The sequence below is a fragment of the Aquimarina atlantica genome, assembly GCF_000626715.1.
Taxonomy (GTDB): domain Bacteria; phylum Bacteroidota; class Bacteroidia; order Flavobacteriales; family Flavobacteriaceae; genus Aquimarina; species Aquimarina atlantica.
Genome location: NZ_AQRA01000015.1, coordinates 18,384 through 34,860, shown reverse-complemented (window position 1 = coordinate 34,860; position 16,477 = coordinate 18,384). Strand labels below are relative to the sequence as shown.

The following is a 16,477-nucleotide window of genomic DNA, read 5'->3' as shown; positions in this document are numbered from 1 at the left end:
GCTTGATTATGATATCATAATCAAGCCTTTTTTAGTTTTTATAAAATCTTACCCAATAAATCCAGAAGATAGAATAGCTTTTTGTATTTTAGGACATATTAGAATAAAAACTAAGCCTACTTAATACATATAAACAAATGAAAAGTACATCTCTTATACTTTTTTTCTTTTTAATTACATCTGCTATTCAAGCACAAGAAATTATCTGTTCTGCAAAAGATAAAGAAATCTTTACCACCAGGATTACGGCTTTAAAAAAAGAATATACTCCAAAAACTACTTTTGGAGAAACTCTGGTGTTTGTAGGGAAAACTTTTTTAGGTACTCCCTATGCTGCTAAAACTCTTGAGATCGGATCAAAAGAGTCGTTGGTGATCAATTTTCAGGGATTAGATTGCACAACTTTTGTAGAGAACGTACTAGTTTTAAGTCTAATGCTTAAAAATGGTAAAGACGATTTTGATTCCTATACCAATTATCTAGAAAGAATACGTTATAAAAATGGAAAATTAGATGGATATGCCTCGCGACTACACTACTTCTCTGAGTGGATTACTAATAACGAACAAAAGGGCATTATAAGAAATATTACAGGTGATATTGGTGGAATAGAAATAGAGAAGGATATTAATTTTATGAGTACACACCGAGAACTTTACCCTTTTCTTAAAGATGATAAAAATTTTAAAGGTATACAACAATCCGAAATTAATATCAGCCAATCATCAGTATGTTTTTTACCAAAAGACCAGATTAAAGAACATGAAGCATCAATACTATCTGGCGATATTATCGCATTAACTACTTCGATCAAAGGCTTAGACATTACACATACAGGAATTGCTATACGTAAAGAAAATGGGCGAATTCATTTATTACATGCATCCTCAAAGGGTCAGGTAGAAATCTCTGCACTTCCACTAGTTGATTATCTGAAAAAGATAAAAAACAATACCGGAATTATTGTTAATCGGGTACTGTGACCTTTTACCAAGAGACCTCTTTAATCTTGTGTAACTTAGCCCAAATTGTTAATTTAGTAGAGCTAAAAAAAAGAAGATGTTATTTCCCAGGACAAACATAGAACAACAACTAGGTAAACTACGGGATAAAGAATTTAATGCCTCTACCTGGAAAGAACAAGTATCTACAATTTTCTTGAAAGAAGAGAAGCACAAAAATCGAATTCTTAAAAATTTGGAGACTTCTTCTCCTGTAATTCAGAATACTTTTGACCTCGATCACTTAGAAACACATAGAATATATCATCTGGATCAAATTAAAAAAATCTGTATAACCTACCGATTACGTTTTTTAGATTCTAAATATTTTAAAGGAAAGTTACCCTTATCAGCAATTTCTGCTATTAAAAATCTTGAGAAAAAACATCAAACCGAACTAAAAGGATTTAAAATTATTGCACCCTCTAAATTGTTTAAATTAGAAAATGCTGATGATCCTTTACTCTTTGCTCCTATGGGTAATGACTATTTCTATCTGGTTCATAAATGGGGAAACGATTTACACCCACTGCGTAAATTGATGATGTGGTTTTTTAAAAGTTTTGAAAATTTACTCATACTTACTTTTCTAGTAAGTCTTTTACTTACATTTATGGTTCCAGAAGGTATGTTCACTAAACACAGTACTGCATCAACATTTATCATGATTTTGTTTTTTATGTTTAAATCGGTAGCAGCTGTGGTGTTATTTTATGGATTCGCACTTGGAAAAAACTTTAATACTGTCATATGGAACAGTAAATATTTTAATGCTTAAGATAAATAACACTATGACTATGTTTCCTGAAAGTGAATATGAAAGAGTATATACCGGTAGTTTAATTAATGTTCAGTTTTTACAAACGATATTACAGGATAACGGTATTAACTCTATCACCCGGGATGATATGAAATCTGGTATGATGGCAGGTTTTGGAGGTGGTATCCCGGATCATATTCAACTATTTGTAAAAAAAACAGATATAGAAAACGCACTACCAATTATCAAACAAAGCTTAACCTAAAATTATGGAAAACGAAGATAAATCGCCTCGTAAAACCTGGGACTTAATGATCGGCATTGCTCTTGTTTTATTCGGGGGTTTACGATTATATAATAGATTACAGGCTCAGGCAGAATGGGATTTCAGAGTCATGATAACTATATTATTTATTGGCTATGGAGGATATCTAATTTATAAACATTTTCAAAACCCATCTAAAGATTGAATTGGACCCAGTGTCATCGTTTTTTCTAATAATCGGAATCCTGCAAATACACCATAACCTCCTTCACCTTCTATATTATTAGGCGGTATAATAGGCTGAAAGAAAGGGTTTGATGTTTGGTCTTTATTTAAAAAAGAAGCCTTTAAAGTGGTATAGATAAGCTCGTCTACATTTGCGACTTTTACGGTAACTTCTAAGCTTTCACTTGTGTTAGATATTGTTCCATTAGCAGATATTCCCAATCCATCTCCATTTACATCGGTAGCAAATCTTTCAATATCAAAATTTACAACAGAGCGGTTTTCTTCTATACTATTGGTCACATTAAATAATGCTCCTACGATATAAAAATTATTTTCACCTTTTATATCATCAAAACTTACATTAAGATTCTCAACGACAGCACCATCTACGGCTCTAAACCCAATAGCGGCCGATATACTTTCTGTTTTCGTAACGGGAATAACACAAGTTGCTTTAAATTCTTTTCCTTCTGTCGAGACATTTAGAGTATACCTTTTTCCTGGTTCTATCAAGAATTCACTAGATGCAATCTGGTATAATTTACTATCGCTAGAATAGCTTAATTCTACTTCTTCCTGGTTTTCATTTTTAATAACTACTACTGCATCTTTAATGATCAAAGTATTTACAAAATCTGCTTGTTGGAGCTGTAAAGGTTTATCAAACACAGATATTGTTTTAGAAACTTCAACTTTGATTATTTCTTCTTCTGGAGATAAAAAACCATTTATCAAAACTAACTTCTCCCCTTCTGGTCTATTTCTTATCTCTTCTTTTAGATCATCGCAACCTAGAACGATAAAACCTATAATTAATAAAATGTATGGTTTCATATACTAAAATTTTAAACTATAATTAAACGACGGAAGAAACTGAAATAAGTATCTTCTATACAAAACATTGGGAGAATTTTGATTTTCGCTGGAAATCTCATAATAAAAAGGGTTTTTTCTCGCATACACGTTATAAAACGAAAAACCCCATGTTCTTTCTCTATTACGTTTTGTGATTTTATGAAATTGAATTCCCAAATCTAAACGATGAAAATTTTCTCCTTTGAAATTATTTTTTTCGGTATTAAATAATAATATATTATCATTATTATTTACATCTTCTATCGGGAAATTATTGCCTGCTGCAACTCCTAATGTATTGGGGAGGTTGTAATTAATTCCTGATGCAAATAACCAATTACCAGAAATCGTTATTCTTTTACTGGGTTTGTAAATCCCTACAATAGAGAAATCATGCCTTCTATCATAACGTTCGTTAAATATCTTTCCTCCATTTAAATCTTTAAACTGTCTTTGTGACCATGATAAGGTGTATCCCAACCAACCTGTTAGTTTTCCTTTCTTTTTTCTAAGTAAAAATTCTGTTCCATATGCCCAGCCTTTCCCAGTAGTAATGCCATTTACAAAATCAACAGTTCGAATAGAGCCTGTAATTTCTCTCACGCTTTCGAGACCTGCAAAAGAAGCACCTTCTTTGAAGGCTATAATATCATCCATTTTTTTATAATACCCTTCAATTGTTAGCCCATATACATTATTCTTAAAATCCTTTGCTATTCCTAAAGCTATTTGCTCAGAAAGCTGAGGTTTTAATCGTTCTGTAGAAGACACCCAAAGATCTGTTGGTAATCCCAAACCACTATTAGATAACCTATGTATATACTGATTCATTCTTGCATACGAAGCTTTTAATGTAAGTAAAGGATATAATTTATAAGCAGCAGAAAGTCTCATTTCTGGTTTAAAATAACTTTTAGATTTATGCTGAAAATGACTAAATCTCAAACCTGGATATATGCTAATCTTATCGTTAATTCTCCAATCATCTTCTATATATATTGCACTCTCTAAGGTTTTGATTTTTTGTGTATTTACTATTTCATCATCATTAATATTTTTAATATTAATTTCTTTTGGCGTAAAATCATGATAGGTTGATCCAATACCAAACCTAAATGTATGATTAGGCGTGGGGTAGTAATTAAAATCGAATTTAATTCCATAATCGTTGATTCCAGAACTTGTCTTAAATGTAGAGCTTCGATTTGCTCCTCCTCTATCATCTTTACTTACTGTAAATTTATAATTGCTAAATATTAATGATGTATTCGAAAAGAGTTTGTTATTAAATTCATGATTCCATCGTAAAGTAGAAGTTATATTACCCCAAAGTATTTTCTGTTTGGATCTTTCATTCTCAAAAACAGTTCTATTTCTATATTTATCTTGTCCATAGTACGTACTCCAATACAACTTATTTTTATCATTTATAACATGATGAAGCTTTGCGTTGACATCTGTGAAATAATAAGCAAGTTTCTCCTCTTTGGTCATTAATGGTAAAAGCAATAAATCTGCATAGGTTCTACGACCACTAATTACAAAGGATGTTTTTCCTTTTTTTATGGGTCCTTCTAGCAATAATGATGAAGAAATCAAACTAATATTTGCTTTGCCAGCAAATTTTTCCTTATTTCCATTTTTAGTATTTATCTTCACTACAGAAGATAATCTCCCCCCATATCGAGCAGGAAAACCTCCTTTAAATATTTCTACAGATTTAATGGCGTCTCCGTTAAATATAGAAAAAATCCCAAAAAGATGGTTAGAATTATAAACTGTAGCTTCATCTAGTATGATCAAATTTTGATCGGGTGTTCCTCCGCGAACATAAAAGCCTGTAGAACCTTCGCTACCTGATTGTATTCCCGGCAATAATTGTAGAGTTTTAATAGCATCTTTTTCTCCCAGAATTGTAGGAATATCTTCAAAAAATGAAGGGTTTAGTTTCTCAGAACTCATTTGTGTAATCTGGCTTTTACTTGTTTCCTGATCAGAACTTATAATAATTTCATCCAGATATTCAGTCTCTGGTTCTAAATTTATATTTATAGTAATATCAGAGGTAAGATCAATGTTTTTCTTAATGTTTTTATACCCGACAAATGAGATTAATATCTGATGATTACCTTCTGGTATAGAAAGGGAATAAAACCCATAATCATTGGTTGTTGTACCTGTATTGAGTTCGGGGATATAAATAGATACACTACCCAGGTATTCCTGACTTACTTTTTCTGAAATATACCCACTAATGGTATACTTTTTTGGGCGTTTATAAATTAGTAGTTTCTTACCTAAAACTTTGAATTGATATAGTTTCGAGGGAAATAGATTTCTTAATACCTTAGCTAAAGTTTTTTCTTTAGCATTAATCGATATTATTTTAGAAATATCAATTGCGCTATCAGAATATCCTATTGTAAAATCTAATTTTGTTTCTAACTCACCTAAAACACTAGCAATAGATACATTTTCCTTAACTAAATTAATTTTTTGATCTAAAATCTCTTCCTGGGTATACCCACTAAACTCCCCAATAAAAAGTACTACAAATAGTACTCTAATCACTTTTATTCTCACTAGAAAATTAAATCGGCAATTTGATTTTTGCAAAAAGAATAATGTTTTTAAGAATTACAATCTCCTCCCTTTATAACAATATTATTTGAATCATTTTTTTCATATGTGACATCAAATAATATTTTAAGAGTCTCCAAAACATCCTCAAACGATTCATTGTCAAAGATAGTAGTTAACGTACAATTAGCAAATTCTCGATTCTCGATAATTATATTCTTATTGTAATACAGTGCTATATCTTTAATCACTTGTTCTATAGAAGTTTTTTCAAACCTAAGTATACCCGATTTCCAAGAAGAGAAATTTAGACTTTCATTCACAGCTTTTATCAATTTACCATTTGCCTTTGCTGTTACCCTATCTCCTGGAACTAAAATTTCCTTATGATTTGTTGATGAAAACTCAACACTACCTGTTACTAATACGAGCTCTACTTCTTTTGTATTAGTATTATTTTTTAGGTTAAATGACGTGCCTAAAACCTTAGTTTGTGTAGTATTAGCAATAACAATAAATGGTTTATTGGCGTCTTTTGTAACTTCAAAAAAACCTTCTCCTTTTAGGTTTAATTGCCTGCTATTTCCTTTAAAATCCTTTTTATAAGTAAGTTGACTTCCTTCATTAAGCCATACTATAGAGTTATCTGGTAATATAAATTTGTTTTCCGCTCCTGTTTTTGCTAGTAAAATTACTTCAGTATTAAAAAATGAATTAAAATAAAAGCCTAAACCAATCAATAGCACAATAGAGGCTGCGATTTTAAGATAAACCTTATTTAATTTTGGTTTCTTCTTTGCTGTAGCATTTATGCCAGATTCAAATTTACTCCATTGTTCATCTACATTAATTTTATCAAAATCCTCTATATTTTCTGAAGTACTCCATATGCGTTTAACATCTTCAAAATAGGTTGTATTTGATTCGGATTCGACAATCCAATCCTCTACAAACTTTCGTTCATCATCTTGTACGTTATTTTGTAAATAACGTGTTAAAAGTTGTAATATCTGATCTTCTTGTTCGATATTCATTTCTGAAATTAAAATCTGGCTCTAAAAGTAATAAATTATTAAGATTATGTTGTCAAAACAACTTTAAGTTCGCTTTTTAAATAATAGTCTATCCGATTTTACTTTTTGGTTTAAAAAGTTTCTTCCACTTCTGTTAATTGATACCCCGCAAAAACACCATATCCATTCTCTCCTTCTATATTGGTCGGAGCAATAACTGATTCTGCAAATGGATCTCCGTCATTAAAATCATTTAAATATGTTGCCCTTAGCGCTTCGTATAATATTTTTTCTGCATTAGCTACCTGAATCTTTACCTTGGGATTAGGCAATGCACTATCTGATAAAGTAAAAAAACCATCTGCTGTGATTACAGAATTTTCTCTACTCACATCTGTTGCAAACTGTTTAAACTCGAAATTTATATTTTCTACTCCGTCACTAGTTGTGCCTCCTCCATTATCAAAAGACTGAGTAACTACAGCACCTATGATATAAAAATTGTTTTGATCTTTAATATCTCCAACGGTAACTTTTAATAAGCGATTGCCTGAGGATTCGCCATCTTTTATCTGAATATCCTTCTCTATCCTTTGTACAGATTCGGTTGGTATCGTACAAGATGCTTTATATTCTTTACCCAGGGCTGTAACCTTTAAAAAGTATTTCTTGCCAGGTGAGATTGCTAAACCACTTGCCGGTGCTTCATAGCTTAAAGATGCTTCTGTATACACAAGTGCCACCTCATTGTTTTCTTCGTCTGCTATCACTACGGTAGCATCTTTAATAACCATATCCTTAACATTGATTGTATTTGATGCTCTTGATTTAGATCTTGACACCTGCACTTTTAGTGTAGTGTCTTGTGGTGATAAATAACCATTAATAACCACAAGCTGTTGTTTTTCTAATAGGTCACTTGCATCTACGCTTGTCTCGCAGCTTACTAAACAAATGCCTAGAATTATTAATAGTATACTTTGAAAATATTTCATCTGTGTATCTTTATATTTTTCTAATAATTTTGACCCTGTTGATTTCACTTTTTAGAATTTATAGGTATAATTAATTGATGGAATAAACTGTAGAATGGATACTTTTTTAAGTTTAGCGTCATCAAAATAATAATAGAAAGGATTCTTTCTTCCATAAATATTATATATCGAAAATCCCCAGGTACGTTCCCTATTCTTTGAAAATCGTTTATGAAATTGAATTCCCAAATCCAAACGGTGATAATTTTCTCCTCTAAAATTATTTCGCTCTGTACTAAAAGGTGTTCCTCCATTAGAAAGATCAGGAATTGTTATCGGAAAATTACTTGTATTTGATAATGACTCGGTATCCGGAAGATTAAAATTATTTCCCGAAGAAAACACCCATGTTCCCGATAGTGTAATACGATCATGAGGTTTGTAAATCCCAACTAAAGAAACATCATGTCTTCGATCATATTTTGCAAAGAATTTTCGCCCTTGATTTAGTTCATCAAATTGTCTTTCGGACCACGATAATGTATATCCTAACCAACCAGTAAGTTTTCCCGTTTTTTTACGTAATAATAGCTCTGTACCATAAGCCCACCCTTGACCTGTGGTAATATTTTCTTCCCAATCTATTTCTTTTCCTGTTCCCAGATCTTCTAATAACAAAAATGAAGCGCCTTCTTTATATGCTATCACATCGTCCATTTTTTTATAATACCCTTCGACAGTAATAGAATATCCATCATCCATAAAATCTTTTGCCACTCCTAATGCGTATTGCTCAGAAACCTGGGGCTTTAACTGATCTGTAGAAGATACCCAAAGATCTGTAGGTAATCCTATTCCTGAGTTAGAAAGTAAATGAATGTATTGATTCATTTTAGAATACGAAGCTTTTAGTGCCAAATCGGGTTTTACATTCCAGGCAATAGTTGCTCTTGGTTCTAGATTAAGGTAATCTGTTGATTTAAACTGAAAATGAGTTAATCTTAATCCGGGAGAGAAACTTAACGTATTGGTAATTTTCCAATCATCCTCGAGATATAAAGCACTCTCTAGAGATTCAATTCTCTGTGTGATATCAGAATTACTTTCTCCTGTTTCTCTTATTCTGGATTGTTTTGGCACAAAATTGTGATATGTAGATGCCAATCCAAATCGTATAGAATGCTTAGGGTTTGGATAGTAATCAAAATCTGCTTTGATTCCATAATCATTGATTCCCGAGTTTGTTTTCAATTTAAAAATTTCATTCTGAAACTTTTCATCAACTTTAATTCCAAAGTTATAATTACTAAAAATTAAAGAAGTGTTAGAAAAAAACTTATCGCTAAATTGGTGATTCCATCGTAATGTAGAGGTTATGTTCCCCCAGAACAACTTTGTTTTTAAGTCATCTCCTGCTTCCTTTTCAACTGCGTGAAATTTATCTTGTCCGAAATAATTACTCCAGTATAGTTTATTTTTTTCATTAAAAACATGATGTATTTTAAAATTAAGATCTGTAAAGTAATATCCTGCTTTTAGATCAGATTTTTGAAAAGGTTTAGATAGTAGATCTGCATATGTTCTTCGCCCACTAAAAATAAATGAAGTTTTTCCCTTTTTAATTGGTCCTTCTACCAATAGAGATGAAGATATTAACCCAACGTTTATTTTTCCGCTCAGCCTTTCTTTATTTCCATTTTTTGTATCTATTTTGAGTACTGAAGACAATCTGCCACCAAATCTTGCCGGAAACCCGCCTTTAAAAGTTTCTATAGACTTAATAGCATCTCCGTTAAATACCGAAAATATTCCGAATAAGTGGTTAGAATTATATACAGGAGCTTCATCCAGTATAATCAGGTTCTGGTCCGGGGTCCCTCCTCTTACAAAGAACCCTGCGCTTCCTTCATTACCTCGTTGAATTCCTGGTAATAACTGCAATGCTTTGATTACATCTTTCTCTCCCAGAATGGCAGGAATATCCTCTATTTCTGAGGGTTTTATAGATACAACACTCATTTGAGTTACCTGGCTTTCATTCACTCTTCTGTCTCCATCAATAATAACTTCGTCAAGGCTTTCAGTTTCCATTTTCATATCAAAATTAAGTGCTAGATCACTTGTAAGATCAATCGATTTTTTAATGGTTCCATATCCTATAAAAGATACAATCAATTCATGAGTCCCTTTAGGAATAGTAAGTGAAAAGAATCCGTAGTCATTGGTAGTGGTCCCCACTGCACTACCCGGAATATAAATTGATACAGCCGGTAAATATTCCTGACTACCTGATTCTTTTACATACCCACTAATTGTATATTTCTCTACTGTTTTTTGTTGGCTAAATATTTTACTAAAGCCCATAAGTATCACCCAAAAGGCAAGAATTACTTGTTTTGTTTTCAATTTTCTAAAAAGTTTAATGATTTATATATTCAAAACACTTATTATGATCCAATCATTGATTTTATACCCTAAATGATATCACAATACTATTCTTTGAATCCATAATCGTTGAATCTTATGATAATATGAAGTATTGTCAGAACTCTCAGAAACCCATTGTTGTACAAATGTTTCTTCTTCTGGTGTTGCTTTATCCGAAAAATATTTGATTAAAGCGTATTCTAAGCTAATTTGGTTGTGCATACTCATAACAGATCTCATTTTAATAAAAATTATATGTTATTCTTCTTTCTATACAACAAAGCATTTTACATTATCTCTGTATAGTTAGTTATCTATATGACGAATAGAAAAGAAGTTACACGTAACCGGAAAGTAAAAAAAATGAAAATAATTTATAAGAAACTAATAATCAACACTATAAAAACAATCAAAACCAATGCTTTTATTTTTTTTAGGGCATTACTGATATGAGTTTCTACTGTTCTTTTGCTAATATTAAGTTCATCGGCAATCTCTTGATTGGTTTTTCCTTCGAACCGACTAAGCATAAAGATTTTTTGATTTTGATCAGGAAGAGTCTTGATGGCTTTATAAATTTTTTCTTGTAATTCTGTTTTCTCTATTTCATTATCGTCCTCTTCTACAAGAATAGAAGACTCTTTTTGAATGATATCCTTATGTTGCTGGCGAATATTATGAATTTTGATATAATCCAAACATCGGTTTTTTACAGAGGTATATAGAAATGATTTTAAAGAAGTATGGATAACAAGTTCATCTTTTCTTTCATAGAGTTTTATAAACACTTCTTGTGTAATATCTTGTGCTGTATCCAGATCCAAAACATATCTTTTGGCATATATAGTAAGTACTTTAAAATATTGCTTAAATACAGATTCAAAAACTTTGACATTTTTGTTTTTGATTTGTTCTATGATAAGTTGATCACCCAAACGTTGATTTTGAAAATTATGCTATCAAATATCTTGCAAAGATAAAATTACATTACTATTCTCAAAGAACGAAAAATTAGAGTATATGTTACAAAAATTAGGCAAACATTGCCTTCTCGTACCACTTCCTAACCTAACACAGAATATAAAAGGGTATTAAAATTTGCTTCTTCTAATACCCTGTTAATAGTAAATAATTAGAAATTAAATCTATATGATATTCCTACTTGTAAAACTTCGTTAAACTGGTTTTTTTCTTTATAGATAGATTGTTGTGAAAAATTGTGAAAATCTCCATCAAAAACATCTAATGTTCCTCTTTTATATCTTGCTTCTATACCTATTCCATTTTTAAATTCGTATCCTAAACCAACCGCGATCGAAACATCAACAAAAGTAACATCATTACCTTCATCCCGATTTACAATTCCTACCGGAGTATCATCTACATCAAAATCAATACCTGGCGCAATTAAAAAGTGTAAGCCTGTATTTTTAACAAAAAACTTATTTGTTGCTGATATTGAAAGATAATGAATTTCGACATCGCTCCCAGTAGCAAACTTAGTATTACCTCCTTGGTTAGAATATCCAATTTCGGGTTGAAGAGCATAAAGTTCTGAGAATCTAATGTTCAATAATGCTCCTATATAAACCCCTGATTTAGTTTCTAAATTTGAATCGGAAAGATTAGAAATATTAACTCCCCCTCTTAATCCAAAAGACGTCTTCTTTTGTGCTGATGCGATTCCGAAAATACTAATACATGTACATACTAATAAAAGTTTCTTCATTTTAATAAAATTATATGTTTTACTTTTTAGAGAATAAAGCATTATGCTTCATCTTTGTTCATTTATGAATATGACGTATAGAAAAGAAGTGACACGTAACCAAAAAGTGATAAAATTTCAAAAAAAACTCAAATAATTAAGAATCAATATTATAAAACAATCAAAATCGTCGGTTTTATTTTCACGGTATTCATCATCAAAATTATTAGTCCTCTTTCCCAATAGTAAACTCTTGAAGTGCCATAAGAATAGGGTTTTTCCTAAAAATATTATTCTATCTCACTGTAAATCTTATAATTCTTAGTAGCTGTTTATGTCAAAAACAACACAAGGATTAACCTTTATCTATACATATTTTCACATAACTTTTTGGTTATTTATATTGTAAACGATTAAGTTTGAAAAACGGAAAACAAAAAAGCAGAACTACTTTATACTAAGTAGTTTGATTTTAGTAAACTTATCAAGCGTGGGAAGAAAATCTATACTCAAAAATAGAAAAGAAAAGAACCAAAAAGTAGAACAATGGACCCTGGCTATACTCCCTAAATTAAAGACTGCCGATTTAGGTGAACTAACCATGGATGACCTGGCTTTGCTAATGAAAAAAAGTAAATCTACTATCTATCAATATTTTACTACGAAAGAAGAAATTTTTGAATATATCACACAAGTAAGAATAGATTATTTGTACACTTATAAAAATCAGATTACAGAAGAAATTTTGAAATTAGATTACAAATGTGAAACTCTGGGCCGTATTCTTATGGAAGGAGCTAAGGATGTTTCTTCTTTTTTTTTAAGACAATTACAAGAACATTATCCTACAGCATGGAAAATTATTGAAGAATTTTTGTGCGCATTACTCGAAGATTTAAAACAATTTTACACCTTAGGAATAGAAAACAATATCTTTAAACCCATATCATCTGAGCTTCTTGTTAAATTAGATGAATATTTTATCAGGCAATTAATTACTGACGATAATTTCTTTGACCAGACTGAAGAAACATTAGAATCTATAATGAGGGATTACATGTTTTTAAAATTTGAAGGGCTAAAAAAATAAGTATACCTATAAGCAAAAACTTATAGGTATACCATATCTTAAGGTTATAATAAAAGAAGATTATCTGATAACAATTCTTGTTGTATTTGCTAATCCACCATCTCCAAAGACCTTAACCAAATACATTCCTGATTTTAGATTTTCTAAGAACAAAGTTTGCTGGGATTCATTTAGTGTTCCAATTCTTTTCGAGTATACAAGTCTACCACTTATCCCATATATTTCGACCACACTGTTGTTTATTGTGGTTCCTGATGAGATTTGTACTTCTCCATTAGAAATGGTCGGATACAGAAGAGCTCCTTCTGAACTTCGAGGAGATTGTACCACTTCTTCCTGTTCCTCAGCTACCAATTGCTGTTCTGGTGCATTTATAGAGCGAATAGCCCAACCAAACGAAGTATATAATGGGTCAGAAACTAATCGAAAACGCATTGCGATAATATCTCCCTCTTGAAAAAAGTCTAATAAGTTGATTGATTGCTCTTTAAACAACTCATCATTTATTGCCGGAGAAGGGCCAGAATTAAAAGCATCTGTCCATTCTGGAAATCTTTGTGCATCATAGGTGTCTAATCGCACCCAATCTTTTAAGTTACTAGAAGCTTCGATTGCTACATAGTCATAAAACTGACCCGGTGCAGGATCAAACTCTGTGATTGCAACATCCTCATATCTAAAATTTCCATTCTCTGTATTAACAATAATAGGATGTCTCAAAACAGTACGATATTCAGAATCATTTAAATAGGGATGATCAGAATTATTAAGGACAGCCTGACTTACTGTTTCATTAATTGTATTGATTACAAACTCTCCTCCAAAAGTATATACATCGGACGCCTCAAAAGTTGTAATAGAGACCAGGTTTTTTGGAACTGTGTAATCAATAATATCAAATAATGCAGACGAAACAACAGAAGTATCTCCTGCATTATCAACTGCACGAAATCCAACAGTATGGTTTCCTTCTGTTAAATTCTCTATCGTATAAGTAAACTCGGTACCTTGCTCGATATTATCTGTAATTTGAGCAATCTCTTCTTCATCTAAATACACTATTATTTTCTCTATATCCTCATTTTCCTGTACATAAGTAATCGCTGCATTCTGATTTTCTACAGATTCTTGTGCTGCAGCAGTAATTGTAGGAGGTGCATAATACGCAGGAGGTTCGTACCCATCAAGCTCTTCAAGAGTAGCAGTCCAGACACCTCTACCATGAGTTGCCATAACCACTTCGTTATTTACAATTTTCATCTGCCAAACAGAAAAAGCTGGTAATCCAGCCAGGAGAGACCAGTGTGCTCCTCCATCTAATGTTTGAAACACTCCAATATCTGTACCTACCCAAATTCTATCTTCATCAAAAGGCATTTCTACCAAACTATGTATTGCTACATCAGGAAAGCCCCTATCTTCTCCTGTAGAAAACCCAGAGATATCAACCCAGGTTTGTCCTAAATCTTCTGTTTTTAATATTTTAGCGGCTCCCTGTCCAGAAAATAACACATAAGCTCTATTTTCATTTGTAGAAGAAGTTTCTACTCCTGAAATAAAATAATTATGATTAACACCATCTCTTGGGTCAGAGAATAAAGCAGTCGGTTCATAAGACAATCCATTGTTTTTAGAAACATGAATCACATAACTCCCTGATTCTGTCATTGCATTACCGGCCCATACAATATCTGGATTAGCTGTGGATACAGAAACATCTAATGAACTTGAAGCTCCCACAGAGAAATTATTTGGAATAGAAGTTAACTGCCATGATTTTGCAAAATCAGGAGACCTCCAAACTCCACTAATAGAAGGGCTAAAGAGTACATTAGGATTGTTATTTGAATTTGTGATTTTAGAATAAAAAGGAGATGTTCCTGCACCCGATTCTCCATGCCTAGCATTAAATCCTTGGCCGTTCTCATAGCGTACAAAACCATTAAATTGAGAACCACCTATAAACTCATTGGGGTTGTCATAATTCCACAATACTTCAAACCCATCTCCTCCGATGATAAACTGATACCCAGTTTCATCATTTGCTCCATTTTCGGTTAATGATATCCAGGTTCCATTATCTTGTGCCCCCGCAATATAGTCCTCTGTACCGTTACGTTTATCTGCTCCATAAAACTGTGTACAATTAAGTCCCACTGCAGAAGTAGACCAATCGTTAAGCGTAGTTCCTGGCTCAAATAAATAATCGGTATGGTATATACCTCCATCATTAGCAAGAATAAGTTTAAACTTTTTTTCTTTCCTTTTCTTAATCCATGTTAGACCATGTTGATCTACATGAACATAATCATTTAATTCACCATTATAACCTGCTGCAATAGGCTGAAAAGTATAACTCACTGGTCCATCTTTACTTTTACTTTTGATTCCTGTTCCTGCTTTAACTATTTGTACTCTATGCATCACTACTCCTCCTGCATAAAAAACATTTTCATTAAAAGGGTGTGCGCGTATTATATTGTCATACCATCCTTGTCCAGTAATCAAATTTCCCGATGCCGGAGTTCCTTCATAACCAATTAATCTAAATGTTTTACCGGCATCACTAGTAAGATAAAAATCGGTATTCACTGCAGTAGTTGCTCCTCCACTACCTGTGTATACAGAAATGAAAACTCTATTCGGATTAGCTGGAGAAACATCAAGCTCAAAACGCGAATGGTTTGAATTATAATCATCTTTATTCAACACTAAGTCCCATGTTAATCCACCATCAATACTTTTTATGACTCCTACGCTGTTTACACCACCGTATAGAGTATTAAAATTAGTAGGATCATAATTAAGATCCTGAACATTCCCTCCACTATACGTATTCTGCCATGTTGCTCCTCCGTCTGAAGTAACATAGATACCGTTTCTACTTGCTACAACAAGGTTATTTTCATTGTCAGGATTTAAGGCTAATCGACCAATTCCTCCAAAATTTTTGGTGTTATTAAGATACTCCCAACTACGGCCTCCGTTTACACTTTTTAAGACGCCAACACCTCCAACTGCATCTAAGTTATTAAAAGGTTCACCTGTTCCCAGGTACAATGTTTCGGGATCACTCGTCCCCACTGCAACTGTAGATGTAGACAAATTAGGTACTTTATAATCTGTAAGATTCTCCCAGGTGGTTCCGGCATCTTCGGTTACCCAAAGTCCGCCGCCTACGGTACCTGCATACCATTTATCATCATTATCAGGAGCCACTACAATACCACGTATTCTTCCAGGTACATTTACCGGCCCTCTTTCTTTCCATTTAATAATACTAGAGTTTTTGGCTGTAGACATATTTTTCAATGCTTTTTGGTGTTCTGTCATCAAAAAACCATCTTTATATGTAGATTCTTCAGCACCAATTGGTTTTAAAAGGTTTGCCTTATACTCTGCAATAATCTCAATTCCTTTCTTCTTATTATAATCTTTCTTTTTTTTGGGGCTCTTAACGTTTGCTACAGCTTGTATTTCTGTATGTTTTTGTTCTTGATTCTTATCACATGCAGCATAAACGAATAACAGAAAGATAAGAATAGCCAGTTTCCTAAAATAAATTTTTTGTGTCAT

The 16,477-nt window shown here is 32.2% G+C and carries 14 protein-coding genes; 5 read left to right on the top strand and 9 right to left on the bottom strand.

Annotated features, from left to right (window positions below; translation table 11 throughout):
* Positions 1–137: 137 nt before the first annotated feature.
* The 4 genes from ATO12_RS23275 (at position 138) to ATO12_RS23260 (ending at position 2,231) form a co-directional block, all read left to right on the top strand.
* A complete protein-coding gene (locus tag ATO12_RS23275; protein ID WP_034247255.1) occupies positions 138–983 on the top strand; it encodes an N-acetylmuramoyl-L-alanine amidase-like domain-containing protein in 846 nt (281 codons plus the stop codon).
* Between the two features lie 76 nt (positions 984–1,059).
* Complete coding sequence (locus tag ATO12_RS23270; RefSeq protein WP_034247253.1) at positions 1,060–1,779, top strand: hypothetical protein; 720 nt, start codon at positions 1,060–1,062, stop codon at positions 1,777–1,779.
* The gene (locus tag ATO12_RS23265; RefSeq protein WP_165583447.1) at positions 1,772–2,026 is read left to right on the top strand and encodes a putative signal transducing protein; all 255 of its coding nucleotides are present in this window, start codon (positions 1,772–1,774) and stop codon (positions 2,024–2,026) included. The genes ATO12_RS23270 and ATO12_RS23265 overlap by 8 nt, the downstream gene beginning before the upstream one ends.
* A gap of 4 nt (positions 2,027–2,030) precedes the next feature.
* Positions 2,031–2,231 (top strand): hypothetical protein, encoded by a 201-nt coding sequence (locus ATO12_RS23260; protein ID WP_034247251.1) that lies wholly within the window; start codon positions 2,031–2,033, stop codon positions 2,229–2,231.
* Here ATO12_RS23260 and ATO12_RS23255 read toward each other — a convergent pair.
* The 8 genes from ATO12_RS23255 to ATO12_RS23225 all read right to left on the bottom strand — a co-directional run bounded on the left by ATO12_RS23255 (position 2,210) and on the right by ATO12_RS23225 (position 11,832).
* On the bottom strand, positions 2,210–3,088 hold the full coding sequence (locus ATO12_RS23255; RefSeq protein WP_034247249.1) for a DUF4249 family protein: 879 nt from the start codon (positions 3,086–3,088) through the stop codon (positions 2,210–2,212). The genes ATO12_RS23260 and ATO12_RS23255 overlap by 22 nt on opposite strands.
* 3 nt (positions 3,089–3,091) lie before the next feature.
* A complete protein-coding gene (locus tag ATO12_RS23250; protein ID WP_165583446.1) occupies positions 3,092–5,680 on the bottom strand; it encodes a TonB-dependent receptor in 2,589 nt (862 codons plus the stop codon).
* 59 nt (positions 5,681–5,739) lie between these two features.
* On the bottom strand, positions 5,740–6,723 hold the full coding sequence (locus tag ATO12_RS23245; RefSeq protein ID WP_034247247.1) for a FecR family protein: 984 nt from the start codon (positions 6,721–6,723) through the stop codon (positions 5,740–5,742).
* Positions 6,724–6,833: 110 nt separating this feature from the next.
* Positions 6,834–7,697, bottom strand: coding sequence for a DUF4249 family protein (locus ATO12_RS23240; protein ID WP_131248888.1), 864 nt, complete (start codon positions 7,695–7,697; stop codon positions 6,834–6,836).
* A 51-nt stretch (positions 7,698–7,748) separates the two neighbouring features.
* Entirely contained in the window at positions 7,749–10,082 is a 2,334-nt protein-coding gene (locus ATO12_RS23235) for a TonB-dependent receptor (RefSeq protein WP_051576050.1), read from the bottom strand.
* A 78-nt stretch (positions 10,083–10,160) separates the two neighbouring features.
* A complete protein-coding gene (locus ATO12_RS26240; protein ID WP_165583445.1) occupies positions 10,161–10,331 on the bottom strand; it encodes a hypothetical protein in 171 nt (56 codons plus the stop codon).
* A 146-nt stretch (positions 10,332–10,477) separates the two neighbouring features.
* Entirely contained in the window at positions 10,478–11,038 is a 561-nt protein-coding gene (locus ATO12_RS23230) for an RNA polymerase sigma-70 factor (RefSeq protein WP_081802147.1), read from the bottom strand.
* Positions 11,039–11,235: 197 nt separating this feature from the next.
* The gene (locus tag ATO12_RS23225; RefSeq protein WP_034247243.1) at positions 11,236–11,832 is read right to left on the bottom strand and encodes a porin family protein; all 597 of its coding nucleotides are present in this window, start codon (positions 11,830–11,832) and stop codon (positions 11,236–11,238) included.
* Between the two features lie 469 nt (positions 11,833–12,301).
* On the opposite strand from ATO12_RS23225, the gene ATO12_RS23220 reads away from it, so the two are divergent.
* Positions 12,302–12,901, top strand: a complete 600-nt coding sequence (locus ATO12_RS23220; protein ID WP_034247241.1) for a TetR/AcrR family transcriptional regulator — start codon at positions 12,302–12,304, stop codon at positions 12,899–12,901.
* 60 nt (positions 12,902–12,961) lie between these two features.
* On the opposite strand, the gene ATO12_RS23215 is transcribed toward ATO12_RS23220, so the two are convergent.
* Positions 12,962–16,477, bottom strand: coding sequence for a T9SS type A sorting domain-containing protein (locus ATO12_RS23215; protein WP_034247240.1), 3,516 nt, complete (start codon positions 16,475–16,477; stop codon positions 12,962–12,964).

Bases quoted from the DNA above. Each gene is read 5' to 3' on its own strand.
- ATO12_RS23245 (WP_034247247.1), bottom strand. From the start codon at position 6,723: ATGAATATCGAACAAGAAGATCAGATATTACAACTTTTAACACGTTAT.
- ATO12_RS23275 (WP_034247255.1), top strand. From the start codon at position 138: ATGAAAAGTACATCTCTTATACTTTTTTTCTTTTTAATTACATCTGCT.
- ATO12_RS26240 (WP_165583445.1), bottom strand. From the start codon at position 10,331: ATGAGTATGCACAACCAAATTAGCTTAGAATACGCTTTAATCAAATAT.
- ATO12_RS23240 (WP_131248888.1), bottom strand. From the start codon at position 7,697: ATGAAATATTTTCAAAGTATACTATTAATAATTCTAGGCATTTGTTTA.
- ATO12_RS23265 (WP_165583447.1), top strand. From the start codon at position 1,772: ATGCTTAAGATAAATAACACTATGACTATGTTTCCTGAAAGTGAATAT.
- ATO12_RS23225 (WP_034247243.1), bottom strand. From the start codon at position 11,832: ATGAAGAAACTTTTATTAGTATGTACATGTATTAGTATTTTCGGAATC.
- ATO12_RS23255 (WP_034247249.1), bottom strand. From the start codon at position 3,088: ATGAAACCATACATTTTATTAATTATAGGTTTTATCGTTCTAGGTTGC.
- ATO12_RS23215 (WP_034247240.1), bottom strand. From the start codon at position 16,477: ATGACACAAAAAATTTATTTTAGGAAACTGGCTATTCTTATCTTTCTG.
- ATO12_RS23270 (WP_034247253.1), top strand. From the start codon at position 1,060: ATGTTATTTCCCAGGACAAACATAGAACAACAACTAGGTAAACTACGG.
- ATO12_RS23260 (WP_034247251.1), top strand. From the start codon at position 2,031: ATGGAAAACGAAGATAAATCGCCTCGTAAAACCTGGGACTTAATGATC.